This window comes from Sphingomonas pruni NBRC 15498, assembly GCF_001598455.1.
Lineage (GTDB): Bacteria > Pseudomonadota > Alphaproteobacteria > Sphingomonadales > Sphingomonadaceae > Sphingomonas > Sphingomonas pruni.
On sequence record NZ_BCYZ01000046.1, the window covers coordinates 1 to 18,319 of the forward strand.

The 18,319-nt window shown below is 65.6% G+C and carries 19 protein-coding genes and 1 pseudogene; 7 read left to right on the top strand and 13 right to left on the bottom strand.

Annotation, left to right across the window (positions count from 1 at the left end):
* Positions 1–124 precede the first annotated feature (124 nt).
* Complete coding sequence (gene purL, locus SPR01S_RS13735) at positions 125–2,341, bottom strand: phosphoribosylformylglycinamidine synthase subunit PurL (RefSeq protein ID WP_066590415.1); 2,217 nt, start codon at positions 2,339–2,341, stop codon at positions 125–127.
* Positions 2,342–2,451: 110 nt separating this feature from the next.
* Here purL and SPR01S_RS13740 point away from each other — a divergent pair, with 110 nt between their 5' ends.
* Positions 2,452–3,099, top strand: coding sequence for a hypothetical protein (locus tag SPR01S_RS13740; RefSeq protein ID WP_066590416.1), 648 nt, complete (start codon positions 2,452–2,454; stop codon positions 3,097–3,099).
* A 45-nt stretch (positions 3,100–3,144) separates the two neighbouring features.
* Here SPR01S_RS13740 and arsC read toward each other — a convergent pair whose 3' ends face one another.
* The 5 genes from arsC to SPR01S_RS13765 are packed head-to-tail and all read right to left on the bottom strand — an operon-like array spanning position 3,145 to position 6,155.
* Positions 3,145–3,483: an arsenate reductase (glutaredoxin) gene (gene arsC, locus SPR01S_RS13745; protein WP_066590417.1), complete on the bottom strand. Its 339-nt coding sequence runs from the start codon at positions 3,481–3,483 to the stop codon at positions 3,145–3,147.
* Positions 3,480–4,706, bottom strand: a complete 1,227-nt coding sequence (locus SPR01S_RS13750) for an MFS transporter (RefSeq protein ID WP_066590418.1) — start codon at positions 4,704–4,706, stop codon at positions 3,480–3,482. Before SPR01S_RS13750 ends, arsC begins: the two co-directional genes overlap by 4 nt.
* A 26-nt stretch (positions 4,707–4,732) precedes the next feature.
* The gene (locus SPR01S_RS13755) at positions 4,733–5,395 is read right to left on the bottom strand and encodes a hypothetical protein (RefSeq protein WP_066590419.1); all 663 of its coding nucleotides are present in this window, start codon (positions 5,393–5,395) and stop codon (positions 4,733–4,735) included.
* Between the two features lie 38 nt (positions 5,396–5,433).
* A complete protein-coding gene (locus SPR01S_RS13760; protein WP_066590420.1) occupies positions 5,434–5,685 on the bottom strand; it encodes a hypothetical protein in 252 nt (83 codons plus the stop codon).
* A complete protein-coding gene (locus SPR01S_RS13765; protein ID WP_066590421.1) occupies positions 5,682–6,155 on the bottom strand; it encodes a hypothetical protein in 474 nt (157 codons plus the stop codon). The genes SPR01S_RS13760 and SPR01S_RS13765 overlap by 4 nt, the downstream gene beginning before the upstream one ends.
* A 254-nt stretch (positions 6,156–6,409) precedes the next feature.
* Between SPR01S_RS13765 and SPR01S_RS13770 the strand changes: the two genes are divergently transcribed.
* Both SPR01S_RS13770 and SPR01S_RS13775 read left to right on the top strand, forming a co-directional pair.
* Positions 6,410–8,005 (top strand): tyrosinase family protein, encoded by a 1,596-nt coding sequence (locus SPR01S_RS13770; RefSeq protein WP_066590422.1) that lies wholly within the window; start codon positions 6,410–6,412, stop codon positions 8,003–8,005.
* Between the two features lie 19 nt (positions 8,006–8,024).
* Positions 8,025–8,666 (top strand): DJ-1/PfpI family protein, encoded by a 642-nt coding sequence (locus SPR01S_RS13775; RefSeq protein ID WP_066590423.1) that lies wholly within the window; start codon positions 8,025–8,027, stop codon positions 8,664–8,666.
* A gap of 21 nt (positions 8,667–8,687) precedes the next feature.
* Here SPR01S_RS13775 and SPR01S_RS13780 read toward each other — a convergent pair whose 3' ends face one another.
* The 4 genes from SPR01S_RS13780 to aroQ are packed head-to-tail and all read right to left on the bottom strand — an operon-like array spanning position 8,688 to position 11,562.
* Complete coding sequence (locus SPR01S_RS13780) at positions 8,688–9,197, bottom strand: hypothetical protein (protein WP_066590424.1); 510 nt, start codon at positions 9,195–9,197, stop codon at positions 8,688–8,690.
* 29 nt (positions 9,198–9,226) lie between these two features.
* On the bottom strand, positions 9,227–10,579 hold the full coding sequence (accC, locus tag SPR01S_RS13785; RefSeq protein ID WP_066590425.1) for an acetyl-CoA carboxylase biotin carboxylase subunit: 1,353 nt from the start codon (positions 10,577–10,579) through the stop codon (positions 9,227–9,229).
* Positions 10,580–10,590: 11 nt separating this feature from the next.
* Positions 10,591–11,079, bottom strand: a complete 489-nt coding sequence (gene accB / locus SPR01S_RS13790; RefSeq protein WP_066590426.1) for an acetyl-CoA carboxylase biotin carboxyl carrier protein — start codon at positions 11,077–11,079, stop codon at positions 10,591–10,593.
* A gap of 48 nt (positions 11,080–11,127) precedes the next feature.
* Positions 11,128–11,562 (bottom strand): type II 3-dehydroquinate dehydratase, encoded by a 435-nt coding sequence (gene aroQ, locus SPR01S_RS13795; RefSeq protein WP_066590427.1) that lies wholly within the window; start codon positions 11,560–11,562, stop codon positions 11,128–11,130.
* A gap of 63 nt (positions 11,563–11,625) precedes the next feature.
* Between aroQ and thiS the strand changes: the two are divergent.
* The 4 genes and pseudogenes from thiS to SPR01S_RS13815 all read left to right on the top strand — a co-directional run.
* Positions 11,626–11,841, top strand: a pseudogene (thiS, locus tag SPR01S_RS13800) (sulfur carrier protein ThiS); the annotation flags it as partial.
* Positions 11,842–11,953: 112 nt separating this feature from the next.
* Positions 11,954–12,757, top strand: a complete 804-nt coding sequence (locus tag SPR01S_RS13805; RefSeq protein WP_066590428.1) for a bifunctional sulfur carrier protein/thiazole synthase protein — start codon at positions 11,954–11,956, stop codon at positions 12,755–12,757.
* Positions 12,758–12,771: 14 nt separating this feature from the next.
* Complete coding sequence (locus SPR01S_RS13810; protein WP_084251188.1) at positions 12,772–13,569, top strand: alpha/beta hydrolase; 798 nt, start codon at positions 12,772–12,774, stop codon at positions 13,567–13,569.
* Between the two features lie 92 nt (positions 13,570–13,661).
* Positions 13,662–13,865: a CsbD family protein gene (locus tag SPR01S_RS13815; protein ID WP_066590429.1), complete on the top strand. Its 204-nt coding sequence runs from the start codon at positions 13,662–13,664 to the stop codon at positions 13,863–13,865.
* A gap of 132 nt (positions 13,866–13,997) precedes the next feature.
* Here the strand turns inward: SPR01S_RS13815 and SPR01S_RS13820 are convergent, their stop codons facing one another.
* Genes SPR01S_RS13820 through SPR01S_RS13830 form a run of 3 tightly spaced genes read right to left on the bottom strand, consistent with a single transcriptional unit; the run spans position 13,998 to position 18,310 of the window.
* A complete protein-coding gene (locus SPR01S_RS13820; RefSeq protein ID WP_066590430.1) occupies positions 13,998–15,020 on the bottom strand; it encodes a hypothetical protein in 1,023 nt (340 codons plus the stop codon).
* A 25-nt stretch (positions 15,021–15,045) separates the two neighbouring features.
* Positions 15,046–17,385 carry a TonB-dependent receptor gene (locus tag SPR01S_RS13825; protein ID WP_084251189.1) on the bottom strand — a complete coding sequence of 780 codons (2,340 nt, stop codon included), beginning with the start codon at positions 17,383–17,385 and terminating at the stop codon, positions 15,046–15,048.
* The gene (locus tag SPR01S_RS13830) at positions 17,354–18,310 is read right to left on the bottom strand and encodes a FecR family protein (RefSeq protein WP_066590432.1); all 957 of its coding nucleotides are present in this window, start codon (positions 18,308–18,310) and stop codon (positions 17,354–17,356) included. Before SPR01S_RS13830 ends, SPR01S_RS13825 begins: the two co-directional genes overlap by 32 nt.
* Positions 18,311–18,319 lie beyond the last annotated feature (9 nt).

Genomic DNA, 18,319 nt, shown 5'->3' on the forward strand with positions numbered 1-18,319 from the left:
ATGCCCCATCCTCGCGGCTGCGCCGCTGCGGCCCCTCCACCAAGCCGCTGCGCGTCTTGGTCCCCCTCCCCACGCTCCGCGTAGGGAGGAACTAGCTCAACTTCGTCCGGCTCCAGCAGCCCAATCAAGCGATCGTGTCGCCCATCAGTTCGGGGAAAAAGCCTTCATGCGCAGTGCGCAGGTCGGCGATGCTGACGCACCAATCGCCTTCGTCGAGCTCGAAGATCAGCCGGTCCTTGATCGTCCGTCCGATCGGATCGGCGGGCACATCGGCGGCGGCGGCATCGGCCAGGAATTCAGCGAGCCCCTCGTCGGGAACGGTGACCAGATACAAGCCCTGATCCTCGCCGAAGAACGATCCCGCCACGCCGAACGGCTGCGCCTCGTTGATCATCGCGCCGATCCCGCTCGCCAGCGCCATCTCGGCCAACGTCACCGCCATGCCGCCGTCGGAGACGTCATGGCACGCGCTGATCAGGCCGCGTTCGATTGCCGAGCGGATGAACTCGCCGGTGCGGCGCTCGGCCTTGAGGTCGACTGGGGGCGGGGGGCCATCCTCGCGGCCATGAATCTCGCGCAGCCAGATCGACTGGCCGAGATGGCCGCAACGTTCGCCGACCGCCAGGATCGCGTCGCCGGTATGCTTGAACGCGATCGTCGCGCTCTTGGTGTAATCCTGCAGCAGGCCGACCCCGCCGATCGCGGGGGTGGGGAGAATCGCCGAGCCGGTGCCGTCGTCATTCTTGGTTTCGTTGTAAAGCGAGACGTTGCCGCTCACGATCGGGAAGTCGAGCGCGGCGCAGGCCTCGGCCATGCCTTCGATCGCGCCGACGAACTGGCCCATGATCTCGGGCCGCTGCGGGTTGCCGAAATTCATGCAGTCGGTCGTTGCCAGCGGCTTCGCACCGACTGCGCAGATGTTGCGATAAGCTTCTGCAATCGCTTGCTTTCCACCTTCGAACGGGTCGGCCAGGCAGTAGCGCGGGGTGCAATCGGTGGTGATCGCCAGTCCCTTCTGCGTGCCATGGACGCGGACCACGGCGGCGTCGCCGCCCGGGCGCTGGACGGTGTCGGCGCCGACCATGTGGTCATATTGCTCCCAGATCCAGCGGCGACTGGCGATGTCGGGCGACGCCATCAGCTTGAGCAGGTCGCCGGTGAGGTCGGTGCATTCGGGTTCGTCCGTCAGGTCCCCCGGCGGGGTCGTGCGGACGAACGGCCGGTCATAGGCTGGCGCGTCGTCGGCGAGCGGACCGAGCGGAATATCGCAAACGGTTTCGCCGTTGAATTTCAACACCATGCGGCCGGTATCTGTCACTGTTCCGATGACCGCGAAATCGAGTTCCCATTTGCGGAAGATCGCTTCCGCCTCGGCCTCGCGGCCGGGTTTGAGCACCATGAGCATCCGCTCCTGGCTCTCCGACAGCATCATCTCATACGGCGTCATGCCGGTCTCGCGGCACGGCACCGCGTTCATGTCGAGCTCGATCCCGACGCCGCCTTTCGACGCCATCTCGACCGACGAGGAGGTCAGGCCCGCCGCGCCCATATCTTGGATCGCGACGATCGCGTCGGACGCCATCAATTCCAGGCATGCCTCGATCAGCAGTTTCTCGGTGAAGGGATCGCCGACCTGCACGGTCGGGCGCTTTTCCTCCGAATCCTCTGAGAAATCGGCCGACGCCATGGTGGCGCCGTGGATGCCGTCGCGGCCGGTCTTGGAGCCGACATAGACGATCGGATTGCCGATGCCCGACGCCGCCGAATAGAAGATCTTCGCGGTTTCCGCCACGCCCACCGTCATCGCGTTGACCAGGATGTTGCCGTCATAAGCGGCGTGGAAATTGACCTCGCCCCCGACGGTCGGCACGCCGACGCAATTGCCATAGCCGCCGATGCCGTGGACCACGCCCGCGATCAGGTGGCGCATCTTGGGATGGTCGGGCCGCCCGAAGCGCAACGCGTTGAGGTTGGCGACCGGCCGCGCGCCCATCGTGAACACGTCGCGCAGGATGCCACCGACTCCGGTCGCCGCACCCTGATACGGCTCGATGTACGACGGATGGTTGTGGCTCTCCATCTTGAAGATCGCCGCCTGGCCGTCGCCAATGTCGATCACGCCGGCATTCTCGCCCGGGCCCTGGATCACCCAGGGCGCCTTGGTCGGCAGCTTTTTCAAATGGATACGCGACGATTTGTACGAACAATGTTCGGACCACATGACCGAGAAGATGCCCAATTCGGTCAGGTTTGGTTCGCGTCCCATGGCGTGCAGGACGCGCTCATATTCCTCGGGCGACAGGCCGTGTTCGGCGACGATTTCGGGCGTGATTCCGGTCATGCCGCACGCCCTTAGCGGCCTCGGCCGCATCCGTCACCCGTCCAGACTGTTTCGGAACCGCTTCGCCGTAACGATCGTTGTGCGGCGGTTCCAAAGGACAGGAGAGTAACATGCGTTTCCCAACCATTTTGGCGTGCGTATCGGGGGTCGCACTTGTCGCCGCGTCACCGGCGTTGGGGCAGGGGAAGAAGGACCGGGCGCGCGAAGCTGTCGCCGCCGCCCAGGCCAAGGTCGATGCCGCCGGCAAGGTCGGCGCCGCGGGCGAAGTACCCCGGTTGCTGGCCCAGGCGCAGGCCGCGCTCCGCACCGCGCAAGAGGACCTAGCGGGCGATCATAAGGAACAGGCGATCGCCGACGCCAATCACGCCTCGATGCTGGCCGATCAGGCGCTGGGCGAGGCGCAGCGCGCCAAGCTCGCTCGCGCCCGCGAGGACAAGCAGGCGGCCGACGCCGCTGCCGCGGACGCCGCGCGATCGGCGGCCGATGCCAATGCCCGCGCGGCCGCTGCCGAAGCTGCGGCCGATGCTGCGCGCAATGCCCCGCCGCCGGCCCCGGTAGTCATCGCCGCGCCGCCGCCACCGCCGGCGCCCGCACCGACCAGCACGACCGTAACGACCGAGACGGTCGCGCCGGCGACCAAGGTGGTCACCAAGACGGTCCCGCGCAAACGCGTCGTGACGCGCCGCCACGTCGTCCGCAAGGCGGCGCCGGCGACCGTCAAGACCAAGACCACTGTCACGACCGCCACGAACCAATGAAGCGTCGGGCCCGGGCTGCGGTCCGGGCCCGACCGCCATGCGCGGTCACAGGATTTCGCGCACCTTTTCCGGCGGTCGGCCCAGCCGCACGCCCTTGGGCGTTTCCACCAGCGGGCGCTCGATCAGGATCGGATTCGCCGCCATGGCGTCGAGGATCGCATCGTCATCGGCGCCCTTCAGCGCCTTTGCCCCGTCCTCGCCTTTGCGCAGTCCCTCTGCCGGCGTCATGCCCGCTGCGGCATAAAGCGCCGCGAGTTCGTCGCGCGATGGCGGGTGCTTGAGATACTCGACGATCTCGACCTCAACGCCAGGCGTCGCCTGCAGGATCGCCAGCGTCTCGCGCGATTTCGAACAGCGCGGATTATGCCAGATCGTCGCCTTCAATTCGTCTTCTCCGTCAAGAAATCGACATCGGTGCGCTCGGGCCCGAGCGCGGTCCAGATCACCAGGACGATGACGGTTATCCCGGCCACCAGTGCGAGCGCGAAGCCGTAATTGCCGCCATGGCTCTTCGCGAGCGATGCCTGCATCGGCCCATTCTGAGAAGCAATCAGATTGCCGAGTTGATAAGCGAAGCCGGGGAACATGCCCCGCACCAATGAGGGCGACAGCTCGTTGAGATGCACCGGCACAATGCCCCAGGCACCCTGCACCGCGACTTGAATTAGAAACGCGCCGATCGCCAGCAGGATCGGGGTCGTGGCGTAGGCCCATAATGGAATGATCGGCAAAGCGAGTAGGCTGGCGACGATGATCGCCCGCTTGCGGCCGATATGTTCGGACCAGATGCCGAACGAGATTCCGCCGACGATCGCGCCGACATTGCCAATCATCGCGAGCAGCCCGATCGTCTTGGTGTCGAAGTGATGCTGTTCCTTGAGGAACGTCGGATACAGGTCTTGGGTGCCGTGGCTGAAGAAGTTGAACGCCGTCATCAGCACCACGAGGTAGAGCGCGATCTTCCAGTTCCTCGCCAATTCGCCGATCGGATTGGCCGGGCGTTCGTGGCGGCGTTTCTCGAAGACCGGGCTTTCCTCGACATGCATCCGGATCAGGAAGACCAGGATCGCCGGCGCGATCCCGACCATGAACATGCCGCGCCAGCCGACCACGTCGAACAACAGGAAAAAGACCAGGCTGGCGAGGAAATAGCCGCTCGGATAGCCCGATTGCAGCAGGCCGGACACCGGGCCGCGTAATTTGATCGGGATCGATTCCATCACGAGGCTGGCGCCGATTCCCCATTCGCCGCCCATGCAGAACCCGAACAGGGTGCGGATCGCGAACAGGCTGGTCAGCGACCAAGCGAAGGCCGAGGCGAACGAGAAGAGCGAGAACAGTAGGATCACGATCATCATGATCGGCCGTCGCCCGAATCGGTCGGCCATCCATCCGAAGACGAACGCCCCGAACGGCCGCGCGACCAACGTACAAGTGATCGCCCACGTCACTGCATGGACATCGGTGCCATATTCCTTGGCGATCGCCGACAGCATAAACACCAACAGGAAGAAATCGAACGCATCGAGCGTCCAGCCGAGATAGCTCGCCCAGATCGAATGGACCTGCTTGCGCTGCAATCCCTTGAGCTCTGCGACCAACGGCATCCGGTTCTCCCCGATTTGGGGAGGGGCTACGCCAAACACCGCGTCCGCGCCACCCACCAGGCAAGCGCGGCCAGCACGGCATAAGCGAACAGCCCGAGCCAACCGGTGGAGGCGGGGGCAGGACCGGCTTCGCTCGGCTGCGGCGTCGTCCAATTGACCGCCTGCAGCGCTGCCATGCCGATCGCCAGCGCCCAGGGCGACCATTTGCCCATCGCGCCGGTCGCGCATGTCCGGCTGACGAAGAACCATAGTCCGCCGAACGCGAAGCCGAGCTCCAACGGAATCTCGATCCACGGATGGTTCCACAGGCCGAGGCCGAACTTGGGCGGACTTCCCGCAAGTGTCAGGTCGGGGCGATGGACCAGCAGGTCGATCAGCCAGTGCGACACCACCACCGCGCCGCCGATCGCGCCCGCGGTCCAGCTGCCGCCCAACATCTTTACCGCGATCGCGAACAATGCTCCCCAGCCGATTGCCCCGGCCAGGCTGTGCGTCCAGGGCATATCGTACAGGTCCATGGCGTTCATCACCGTCGCGCCGGGCAGCATCCGCATCTTCTCGACGCCCAGGATCAGGAAGCTGAAGAACGCGATGTCGACCAGTTGCGCGGCGACGAACAGGGCGCCGAGCCGCGGCGATTTGGGCGACGTCGCGGCGGCGAAGGCCGGCGCGTAGTGACCGATGAACATGGCCCTCTCCATCCCGGCATGCGGCCGGCCCGGCTAACCTAAGTCAGCCTGACCTTGCGGGCCAGCCGTGTTTCGCGCGTGCAGGCAGCATGCGCGCAAAGGCTGTGCGGGCGATCGTCGCGCGTGGGGTGGCCAGGATCGCGTGGCACCGCCACCCAATGCGTCTCGCCGCCCGAACACAGCGGCAGCCACAATTGCCCCGGCCCTGCCGCGGTCACTGGCGCTGCCGCCAGGATCGCCAGCGCGGGCAGGCCGCCCAGCGCGGCGATCCGACGCGGCGCGGTCGTCACGACCCTGTGGTCGCGCCGCCGCCGCCCGGCTGCGAGGCGGATGCGATGTCGGGCTGGCGGACCGCGACGAACGACGCGGTGACGCCGGCCGGCGCCCCTGGCCCATGCGCATGGACCCGCACCACAGTCCCCACCAGGCAGGGGACCTGGTTCACGCCGTCGGGCCAGGAATAGGCCGGAACCCCGCGATAATCGTACCGCCAGCCGGCGGTCGGCGTGCCGTCGATGCCGAGCCCGATCAGCGCGAAGACCCGGGGACAGTCCTCGCGATCGGCGCCACCCGCCGTGCCGCTGATGGCCAGGGCATAGCCGCCGCCCATATCGAGCGTGCCGTGCACCTTGCCGGTAGCGCCCTCGGTCAGGTCGAACACACCTTCGCCGAAGATCAGCGCCAGCGCCGCGGCGGCATCGTCGCCGACCAGGGTCGTCGAGTTGTGATAGCTGCGATAGGTCCATTTGCCACCAAGCATCGCGCCATCGCTCCAGCAGAAGTGAAGTAAATATTATCACTTATATCCGCTGTGGCAAAGGGAATTGCGAAAATAAATTGGCTTGTAGCTTTGTACGAAGAAGTATTATGTTTCGCATGAAGTTCGATATCCAGTCAAAATGGATGGAATAATTATGTCTGAAATGGACATATCGAATGTAGATTATACGTAATTGGCCTGTAACCCGCCTGTATTGTTAAATCGCCGTTAAACACGTTGAGGGGATTCGACGCATGAGCACGCCTGCCACACCCGGGATTCGCCGTTCGATCGCCGATATCCAGGCCGATTACGACGCCGGCAACAAGACCGAGCTCGAGAACCTGATGCGCGCGTGGAAGGGGATCAAGGAACTCCCTCCCGGCGACCCCAATTCGTTCTTCATGCTCGGCGGCTTCCACGGCGAGCCGTTCCGCGGTCCCGGCGCCTATGCGAATGCCTGGTGGGGCGGCTATTGCCAGCACGCCACCGTGCTCTTTCCCACCTGGCACCGCGCCTATCTCTACAAGCTGGAAAAGGCGCTGCAGAGCATTCCGGGGTGCGAGAGCGTCACGCTGCCCTTCTGGGACGAATGCAGCGCCGATTCACAGGCGAACGGCATCCCGCGCGCGCTGACCGACGAGAAGTTCGAGCTCGACGGCGTGCTGATCGACAATCCGCTGCGCTCGTTCGCGCTGCCTTTGGCGATCGTCGACCAGGTGTCGCAGGATAGCGGCAGCGATCCCAACAGCCCGAGCTACAGCAAGCCGCAAGGGTATGAGACCGTGCGCTATCCGCTATCCGGACTGGTCGGCACGCCGGCCGACCAGTCGGCGACGCAGGATCACAACGCCGGCTTCCCCAATCATGCCGCGAACGTGAAGACGCTCGACGCCAACATCATGGCGTGGCTGACCATGCCGGTCTATTCGGGCGCGGTGACGCGCGGGCTCGTCGTCGACCAATTCCACAAATGCCTGGACGCGCCCAATTACACCTTGTTTTCGAATACGACCTCGATGCGCGCGTGGAACAAGGCCAATCCCGACAAGCCGGTGGTCGCGCTCGAATCGCCGCACAACTACATCCATCTCGCGGTCGGCGGGTTCGACATCCCGGCCTATAATGCCTCGCCGATCGCCGGTGCGAACGGCGACATGGGAGAGAATGACACCGCGGCGCTCGATCCGATCTTCTTCTTCCATCATTGCTTCATCGATTATGCCTTCTGGATCTGGCAGCGCCGGCAAGGCGCTACCCAGGACTTCACGATCGACATGCAGGATCCGGGCGCGTCCTACGCCAACAACCAGCCGCCGGCCGGCGGTAATCAGGGCGACATGCTGACGATGGCGACCCCGCTGATCCCTTTCCAGCGCGCCGACGGCAGCACGTTCGTCAGCAGCGATTGCGTCGATATCGAAGGTCAGCTCGGTTACACCTATGGCCCCGGCTCGCTCGACGCGTTCGCGGCACCGTCGCCGCCGGTCGCGATGTTCGCCGCGGGCGAGGCGACGCGTCAGGTCCGGGTCAGCGGGATCGACCGGTCGAAGATCGCGGGATCGTTCATCATCGCCGCTTATGCCGAAGTCGACGGCGCGCATCGGCTGGTCGGCGCCGAGGCGGTGCTCAGCCGCTGGAACGTGACAGGCTGCGCGAATTGCCAGACGCGATTGAGCGCGGGCAGCGAGTTCCAGATTGCCGCCGACCGCGCGGCGAGCGGGGTCAACGTCGTCGTGCACACGCGCAACGGACCGATCGGCGACGTGCCACCGTCGTTCCAGTCGGCCGGACAAGTGCGCGCGCTGGCGACCCAGGCCGAGCTGCCCTTCAAGGTAGAGATCCTCTGACGCGGGCGGGAGACGGCCGATGCGTATTCTGATGCCGCTCTATCAGGGCTTCGACCTGCTCGACGTGTGTGGGCCGTCGGAGATGTTCTCCTGGGCCGGGTACACGGTCGACCTCGTCGCCGAAGTCCCGGGCAAGGTCGTCGCGAACAACGGCTTCGTGTTCGACGTGCCCAACGGCCTTCCTGCCCAGGCCATTCCCTATGATGCGCTGTGGATACCGGGCGGCAGCCCGGACCAGCTGTCGCGGATCATCCACGATCCGGCACGCGACCTGCTCGATTTCCTCGACAAGCAGGCGGCGCAAAGCAGCTGGGTGTGTTCGGTGTGCGAAGGCGCTTTGCTGGCGGCGGCGGCCGGGCTGCTCCACGGATACAACGCGACCACGCATTGGGCGTTCATCCCGTATCTGATGCAGAATTATCCCGATGTGACAGTCGCCGACGGGCATCCGCGCTTCGTGGTCGATCGCAACCGGCTGACCGGCGGCGGGATATCGTCGGGGCTCGACGAGGCGCTCAAGCTGATCGAATTGCTGAGCGGTACCGCCGCCGCGCAGGGCGTGCAGCAGACGACGCAATATTATCCCGATCCGCCAGTTACGAGCGCGATCCCCAACACGATCACCTCCCCGATGCCGCCTTATCCCCCAGCGGCGGCATGAAGCGGTCGGGCAAGACCGGCGTCAGTCGGTCTTGCCCGATTGCCAGGCGTCGATCGCACCCTTGTACTGACTCGACCCTTTCAGCCGCGCCATGTAGCTGATCGGCCGTTTCGACGAGAGTGGAATGAAGTCGAAACCACTGAGCGAACCGCGCGCGCCGCAATAGCTCTGACAGCTGCCGTCGCCATCATCGAGCAGCAGGCTCTTGCCCTTGGTCGTGATTGTCAGGCGACAGGTCGGGCCGCCATCATAGCTCGCCTGCTTTTCGCGATAGACCAGTTTGTTGCCGACCGCCTTGGCGACTCCCGCGATCGAGCAGCTATGGCCGTTGTAGAAGGCCAGTTCGGCGCGGAAATAAGCGTGGGCGGCGTCGACGGGCACGATCTCGACGACATCGTCGGACCAGAATTTCGATCCGTCGACCATCCCGTTCTGGAAATGCTTCGAATAGCGACCGGCCAGCGAGGTGACGGGAGAGGCGGGGGCGGCGGCTATCGCTGCCAGGCCCAACAGGATGATCGCTTTCCTCACGCCGCTCTCCCCTTGTTCAACCGGCCCGCTCAGGCCTCCTGCTTGTCGAGCCACTCCTCGAGCCACTTGATCGTGTACTGCCCCTGCAGGAATTCAGGATCCTCGATCAGCGCCTGGTGCAGCGGGATGGTGGTCTTCATCCCCTCGATCACGAATTCCTCGAGCGCGCGGCGCAGGCGGCGGATCGCGCCCTGGCGCGTGGTGCCATAGACGATCAGCTTGGCGATCATCGAATCGTAGTAAGGCGGCACGCGATAGCCGGCGTAGAGCCCGCTATCGACGCGAACATTCATCCCGCCGGGCGCATGATATTGCTTCACCAGGCCGGGCGACGGCGCGAAGGTGCGCGGATCCTCGGCGTTGATGCGGCATTCGATGGCGTGGCCGCGGAACTGCACGTCTTCCTGGCGAAGCGTCAGGCCATGGCCTTCCGCCACGCGGATCTGCTCGCGGACCAGGTCGAGGCCGGTGATCGCCTCGGTCACCGGATGCTCGACCTGAAGGCGGGTGTTCATCTCGATGAAGTAGAACTCGCCGTCTTCCCACAGGAATTCGATCGTCCCCGCGCCGCGATAGCCCATATCGGCCATCGCCTTGGCGACGATCCCGCCCATCCGCTCGCGCTCTTCGGACGTGATGACCGGGGAGGGGGCTTCCTCCAGCACCTTCTGGTGGCGGCGCTGAAGTGAACAGTCGCGCTCGCCGAGATGGATGGCATTGCCATTGCCGTCGCCGAACACCTGGAACTCGATGTGGCGCGGATTGCCGAGATATTTTTCGAGATAGACCGTGGCATCGCCGAACGCGGCCTTGGCCTCGCTGCCGGCCTGCTGCATCTGGGTTTCGAGTTCCTCGGGCGAGTTGACTACCTTCATGCCGCGCCCGCCGCCGCCCGATGCCGCCTTGATGATCACTGGATAGCCGGCCGCCTCGGCGATTGTCTTGGCCTCGCCGATATCGCTGATCGCGCCGTCCGAGCCGGGCACCAGCGGCAGGCCGAGCGCGCCGGCGGTGCGCTTGGCCTCGATCTTGTCGCCCATCGTGCGGATATGCTCGGGCTTGGGCCCGACGAAGATGATTCCGTGCGCCTCTACGATCTCGGCGAAACGGGCATTCTCGCTCAGGAAGCCATAGCCCGGATGGATCGCATCGGCATGGCTGATCTCGGCGGCCGAGATGATGTTGGGGATGTTGAGGTACGATCCGGTCGCCGATGGCGGACCGATGCAGATCGCCTCGTCGGCCAGCCGTACGTGCATCGCATCGGCGTCCGCGGTCGAATGGACCGCGACCGTCTTGATCCCCATTTCGTGGCACGCGCGATGGATACGCAGCGCGATCTCGCCACGATTGGCGATCAGCAGTTTCTTGATCTCGGGCATATTTTGTCGGCTTACTCGACGACTACGAGCGCCTGGTCGAACTCGACCGGCTGGCCGTTCTCGATCAGGATCGCCGACACGGTGCCGGCGCTCGGCGCGGTGATCGGGTTCATCACCTTCATCGCCTCGATTATCACCAGCGTATCGCCCGCGGCGACCTTCTGGCCGACCGCGATGAACGGTTTGGCTTCCGGATTCGCCGCCAGATAGACGGTGCCGACCATAGGCGACTTGACCGCATTGGCGCTGCTCGCGGCAGGCGCGGGGTCTGCGACTGGCGCCGAAGCGACCGGCGCGGCGGCGGGAGCGGCGGCCGCTGGCGGTGCGGCATAACTAACCGGCGCCGCGGTGACCGAATGCACCTCGCGCGCGACGCGAATGCGCCGGTCGTTATCCTCGACCTCGATCTCGGTCAGGTTGGTTTCGTCGAGCAGAGTCGCGAGCTGGCGGACCAGCTCGACATCGACTCGCATGCCCCCATCATTCTTATTGTCTGCCATTCGACCCTTCTTCGCCCTATTGAGGCTGACTCAAAGGCGCGCCCTCTGTCAGAGTCGGGCGGCGGCTTCAAGCGCCAGCATATATGAAAGTGCACCGAACCCGGAAACGGTTCCGCGCGCGGCACGACCGACAAAGCTCTGGTGACGGAATTCCTCGCGCGCCAGCGGGTTGGACAAATGCACCTCGATCACCGGCACCTTGATGCCCTTGATCGCATCGTACAGCGCGATGCTGGTGTGAGTCAGCGCGCCCGCATTGAGCAGGATGGCTTTTACGTCCGACCCCTGCGCCTCATGCATCCAGGTGATCAAATGCCCTTCGTGATTCGACTGGCGCATGTCGATCTCGAGATCGAGTTCGCGCGCGCGCTCTTCGAGTCTCTCGGCAATGTCGTCGAGCGTGTCGGCCCCATAGATTTCCGGCTCGCGCGTTCCGAGCAGGTTGAGGTTGGGGCCGTTCAGCACCAGGATCGTTTCGGTCACCCTTGCCCTTTCGGTTGTGGCGCTATCGGTCGCGTCCCTATATCGCGATTTGCCATGAATACCATGCACACCGACGGAACCGTCTCGATCCACGTCAATGGCGAGCATCGCCGCGTCTTTGCCGGGCTGACGCTCGCACAGCTTGCCGAGGAGCTCGGACTGGCGGCCGAGAAGGTGGCGGTCGAGCGCAATCTGGAAGTGGTGCCGCGGTCGACGCTTGGCCAGGTCCCGGTCGAGGATGGGGACGAGATCGAGATCGTCCATTTCGTTGGGGGCGGTTGAACCTTCCAGTGCTCCTGCGAAAGCAGGAGCCTAGGGGTTATCTCGGGCCGCTGGTTGTTTGGCCCTGGGTTCCTGCTTTCGCAGGAACACGAAAGAACAGGACAGTATCATGAACATCGCCACCCCCGTCACCTCCGCCGCCACCGAAGATACCTGGACCGTTGCCGGCAAGACCTTCCGCTCGCGGCTGATCGTCGGCACCGGCAAGTATAAGGATTTCGCCCAGAACGCCGCCGCGCTCGAGGCGTCGGGAGCGGAAATCGTCACCGTGGCGGTGCGCCGCGTCAATGTCAGCGACCCCAAGGCGCCGATGCTGACCGATTTCATCGATCCGAAAAAAGTCACCTATTTGCCCAACACCGCCGGCTGCTTCACCGCGGAGGACGCGATCCGCACCTTGCGTCTGGCGCGAGAGGCCGGCGGTTGGGACCTGGTCAAGCTCGAGGTTTTGGGCGAGGCGCGCACGCTCTATCCCGATATGGTCGAGACGCTCCGGGCGACCGAGATCCTGGCCAAGGAAGGCTTCAAGCCGATGGTCTATTGCGTCGACGATCCGATCGCGGCGAAGCGGCTGGAGGATGTCGGCGCGGTCGCGATCATGCCGTTGGGCGCGCCGATCGGCTCGGGCCTGGGGATCCAGAACCAGGTGACGATCCGCCTGATCGTCGAAGGCGCCAAGGTTCCCGTGCTGGTCGATGCCGGCGTCGGTACCGCGTCCGATTCGGCGGTGGCGATGGAGCTCGGCTGCGACGGCGTGCTGATGAACACCGCCATCGCGGAGGCCAAGGATCCGGTGATGATGGCGCGCGCGATGAAACTCGCGGTCGAGAGCGGGCGTTTGGCCTATCTCGCCGGGCGGATGGGCAAGCGTCGCTATGCCGACCCGTCCAGCCCGCTCGCCGGACTGATTTGACCCAAGGAGGCTCGATGCGCCGTTTCGTCCCGCTGATCCCGCTCGCGATCCTTGCCGGCTGTCACAAGCCCGCGCCAAAGGTCGACAATGCTCAGGCGCTGATCAACGAAAGCGCGCCGGTCGAGGAGCAAGCGCCGCAGCCGGTGACCTTGACGGCGCCCGACGGCGTTACGGTCTACGGCACCTATTACCCCGCGGCCAATGCGCGCGCGGTGATCCTGCTGTTCCATCAGGCCGGATCGTCGAAGGACGAATATACGACCATCGCGCCGCAGCTTCAGCGCGCCGGTTTTGCCGCGCTGGCGATCGACCAGCGCGTCGGCGGTAGCCTCTACGGCACCAATCAGACGATGGCCGCCTACAAGGGCAAGACCGATTATCTCGGCGCGCTCCCCGATCTCGAAGCGGCTTTGGCCTGGGCCAAGGACAAGGCGCAGGGCCGGCCGATCCTGCTCTGGGGATCGAGCTACTCGGCAAGCCTGGTGTTCCTCGTCGCGGCGTCGAAATCGGCCGAAGGCAGCGTGAAGGGCGTGCTCGCTTTCTCGCCGGGCGAATATTTCGAAGACAAGACGATGGTCGAGAAGGCCGCGGCCAACCTGACCCTTCCGGTCTTCGTCACCTCGGCGAATACGCTCCAGGAGGAGCAGGAGGCCAAGGCGATCCTGTCGGCGACCCAGAGCACCGACCGCCAGCAATTCATCCCCAAAGCGGGCGTGCACGGATCGTCGACATTGATCGCCGCCAAGAATCCGGGCGGCGCCGACGATAACTGGCAAGCAGTGCTCGCCTTCCTGAAACGCGTCGCGCCTTAGCTCCCAGGAACCGCCGCGCCGTCAAACCGTTCTATTTCCGTAATTTCAACGCGCCGGCACCCCCGCCGTCGCGAACCGAAAGGAACGACCCGATGGGTGAGCTGACCGACAAGATCAAAGGGAATGTCAACGAGGCGGTGGGCAAGGTGAAGCAGGCGATGGCCGGCGACGCCGACGATCCCAACCGGACCCGCAAGGACGACGAATTGGCAGCCGAAGGCGCCGGCCAGGAGCTGAAAGGCAAAGGCCAACAGTTCATCGGCAAGGTGAAGGGCGCGCTGGGCGACGACATCTAGCCGTCGTCGATCGAGATTTTACCAAACGGGGCCGTGCCGGCAGGCGCGGCCCTTTTTGCTGCCACTTGCTCTGGCCGAAAGCATAGGCCGCAGTAATAAATGGACCGGACAGCAATATGGTGGCGACCCCGATTACCGGCGATGCCGGCGGGCAAGATCATGGATGCCGGTCGCGAGGCCGACGAGCGCGTGCAACGTGAATATCAGGCCGGCGACCGTGGCCAGCGCGCCCACAACTATAGCGTCGCTGCCCAGTAGCGCTAATGCGCCGCCGGCCAACAATGCGTCCTTGCCGGGGATGAGCGGGACCCGAGACAACATCATGCGCATCGTGCCCAGGACCAGCAACATTCCCAGGGTCGCGCCGGGGATCAGCATCGCCCACAACAGCGCGTTGAGCACCAGCATGACGGCGATCCGCACCATGTTACCAAGAAAAATTCCCGCGAGCGCCGGCCGCGACAGCGAAAATTTGAAAAACGCCTGCCGCGCCGCGAAAATGCCCAGCGAACTCACGACGATGACGAGCGTCGCCAATACCGCGCCGTGCAGCAACGGCCCGCTAGCCACGCGGCTGAGCGTCGGATAGGCCATCGCCATCAGGATCAACGTACCCAGATTGCCGGCCAGCGCAGACAGGATCGACATGTCACGCAGCGTCGCGAACGTTGCCTCCTGCGTCGGCATCGCACCCCGCGCCCAGCAATAGAATTGCGCGTCGCCCGAATAGCCGAGCACCAGTTCGTTCGCGACCTGCTTGCGCAGAAGCGGCAGGAGGCCCGTTATCGGCAGCTTCCAGAGGCGCCGCAGGATTACCCAGTCCAACATCGGCGAGAGCAGGTAAACCGCCGCCAGCAGTGCCCAGAATCCGGGCGTCTTCGGAAGGTTGGCGAACAGGGTTCCGATATCCAGCCGCCCGAACGCCGCGGCGACGCATGCCAGGATGCCGAACGACACCGCCAGACCGACAAGGGCGCTCGCGCGATCTCGTACCTTGGGCCGGTGCAATAGCTCGGTCAGGTCCTGGATGTTTGATAGGCTGGAAGCGTTGGCGGCTACGGGGAGCGAGGTCGATGGCAATGGGCGGCCTTTGTCGATCGAGCCACCGCGATGGCGGCTGTTGGTCTCGATGCAACGACGCCGCCAGGCCGCCATACCTCAGCCGGCACCGCCGAAATGATCAGAATTCGCGGGAGAGCGTGACCGAGAACATGCGCGGGCGGAGCGGCGTGTATTGCGGCAGCGCCCGCACGGAAAAGGGATTGCCGTAGGCGAAGGTGTCGGCGCGGGTATCGAGCAGATTGTCGACATCGATGCGTACGGTCAGCGGCGACAGCATCGCGGTCGCCCCCGCACGGAGGATCGCATAGCCATCCGTGCGTCGATCGAGCCCGTCGTCGAAACTCAGCCGCGTGCTGCCGGTAAAATTGACCCCGGCGTAGGGGCGCAATTCCACGCCTCCCAACCGGACCGAACGTTCGGCGGTCATGCGATAGGCGATGTCGGGCGTGATGGGCAGGCGTCGGTCCTTGGGCAGGCGCGTGCCGTCCGGCGCGGTCTGAAGCCGAGCGCGCTGCACGGTCACTCCGGCCCGGACCCGCCAGGAGGCGCTCGGCCGCCAATCGAGCGAACCCTCGACACCCATGACGAATGCATCGCCTGCGTTGCGCGTGGCGATCAGCCCGTTTGCTTCGAGATAATCGGACTGCATGTCACGCCATTGCGCCACATAAAGGGCGGTATCGAGCGACAATCGATCGCCCGCCAGGCGCAGCCGCGCGCCAATATCGAGGTTGCGGACCTCGTCGGCTTGATACCGGCCGGTACGCGCATTGCCGGGGTCGAGCCCCCCGGGCCGGAACGCGGTGGCGATGCGCGCATAGATCGTCCCGGTCGCGCCGAGGTCATAGGACAGAGAAAGATTGGGCGTGAACCCGGTCAGGCCGCGTGCCCCGGCCTTGGGCGCGGAGGGCTCGGTGCGTTCGTCCTCCGCCGAGGAGCGGAAGATCCGGAACCCGCCCGCCAGGGTCAGGCGGCCGCCGATCGGCAGGGATCCGTCGGCGAAGACCGCCGTTTCGGTCGCCCGGCGATGCAGCGAGAAATAGGGCTGCCAACTGGCCGGCCCGACTCGCGCGTCCCCCTCTGCCTTGGTCGTTGCCGAAAGATAGGACAGCCCGGCCGTCCAGGCGAACCGGTCGCCCGGCGCGGAAACCAGCCGGACCTCCTGATCGAACACACCATAGGACCGGCGGTCGCGCCACGCGACGGCGCCCGGGATACCGAGCACGTCGGGTGCGAACGACAGGTCGAACAGGTCGTTCTGATCCTGCCAGGTCTGGCTGGTGGCGACGACTAGCCGCAGTCGCCCGATGGGACCCTCGGCGCGCAGTTGCGCCAGCGTGAAGTCGGTCGCACTAGGCTCGCGCATCGCGGCGGGTCGCGCCAGATCCTCGCCCGCGCGATAGACATATTGGCTGTCGGCGGAGGCGCGATGCTGGATCGCGCCGGTCAGGTCGATCGACCAGCCCGCCGCTGGCGCGATCCGCAACGAGGCGCGCCCGCCGGCAAGCGTCTTCCGGTTGGCATCGTCGGGCGCCGGCCGGTCGTCGATCCAGCCGCCGCCGAGCGCGGCATAGCCGACCAGCCGTAGCGCCGCAGCGTCGGTTACCAGCGGCAGGTTGAGGACACCTTCGGCCGATCCGCCGGGTCCGCCGTCGGACAAGGCGTTGAGCGAGAAAGCGGCCGCGCCGGACACGTCGCCCAGGATCGGACGATTGGTGACGATGCGATAGACCCCGCCCAGCGCGCCGGTACCGTAGAGTGGTCCTTGCGGTCCCTTCAGCACTTCGACACGGGCGACGTCGACCAGTCGCAGCGCGGGTTCGGGAGCATCGTAGGTGATGCGCCCGTCGTCGACCTGGACGCTGACCGTCGTCTGGCTGAACCCGTTGAACGGGCTGTCCGCCAGGCCGCGGATGAAGGTGCGATCACTACCTTCGTCGCGCCCGGCGACGACCAGGCCGTCGACCGACCGCGCGACCTCGCGTTGGCCGCTTTCCGCGCCGGCCGGCGCCGTCGAATCGGGCACGTAGACCGCGATCGGCGCCGGGACGCGCGATAATATCTCCGGCAGTTTCCGGCCGGTGATGATGATGTCGGGTTGCGGCGGCGAGGGCGAATCTATCACCAGCGCCGGACCGGCCGATGCTGGTCGGGGCGGATGCTGGCGGCGGACCAGACGGAACGCCGCCGGGCCGATCCTGACCGCCTTGATCGGGGTATCGCGCAGCAGCCTGTCGATCGCTTCGTGCGGGGTCATCCGGCCGTTGACTCCGCGCACACGCAGAGGCGGCATCGCCGCGTCGTAGCCGAAGGAAATGCCGGTTTGCGCCGCCAGCGAGGCCAGCGCGTCGGTCAGGTTGCCGGGCGGGATCGCGATGGAGACAGCGGCATCGCGGGCAGCGGCCGGATTGGTCGCCAATACAGCGCTAGCCGCCAGTGCCGCCCAGCAATACCGCATCGCCCTCCCTTCGTACGCTCACGCCGGCGAGCTGCCGGACCGACGCGACCATCGAATCGCGATCGCCCGGCGCCAATACGCCGGAGAAGCGCCGCTGCGCGACCCCTTCGGCAACGGTGACAGGATGGCCGGTATAGCGGGCGATATCCGCGGCGACCAAGGAGAGCGGGACCTGATCGTAGATGAAGCGACCGCTGCGCCAGGCGCCGACCGAGGCGGGCGCGGCCGTCACCAGCGTGACCGTACCGCGGGCGACGTCGCCGACGACGGCGTGGCCGGCAGTGACTTCGGTGGGCACTGCCCCGCCGCTGGCCGCCACCGATACTTTTCCCTCGGCGACCGCGACGCGAATGGTTTTGCCGTCGCTGTTGATGTCGAACCGGGTGCCGACGTCGCGCACTTCAAAGCCGGACACGTTGACGGTCAGCGGCCGCGCCGGATCGTGGCGGACGTCGAAATAGGCCGAGCCGGCAAGAGTCAGTGCCGCGCCCTTGGCGACATCCAGCCGTGAGCCGCCCGCCAGCGTGGCGGTCGCGCCATCGGCGACGGCGACGGTGCGCGTCTGGCCCGCTGCGGCGGCATAACTGGTCGTTGCCGGTAGCGATGGCCCGCTCGCCCACCAGCTTCCGGCGGTGACCGCGACCAACAGTGCCGTCGCGATACCGCCCCAGGCGAGATACGGGCGACGCGCCGGGAATCGTGCTTCAAAATGGTCATCGCTCGCCTCGCCGTCATTCGCCGGCAGGCTGGCCAGGATCGCCCCGCGGGCATTGTCGACGCGCTCATCCAGCAACGCGATGTCGTCATAGGCCTCGCGATGGCGGGGGTCAGCCTCCAACCAAGCGGTGAAGCCGTCCCAATCCATGTCGTCGCGCGCCTGCCCCTGATGCCATAGCGCGGCCGCCTCCAATATTGCGTCGTTCATCGTTCGTGC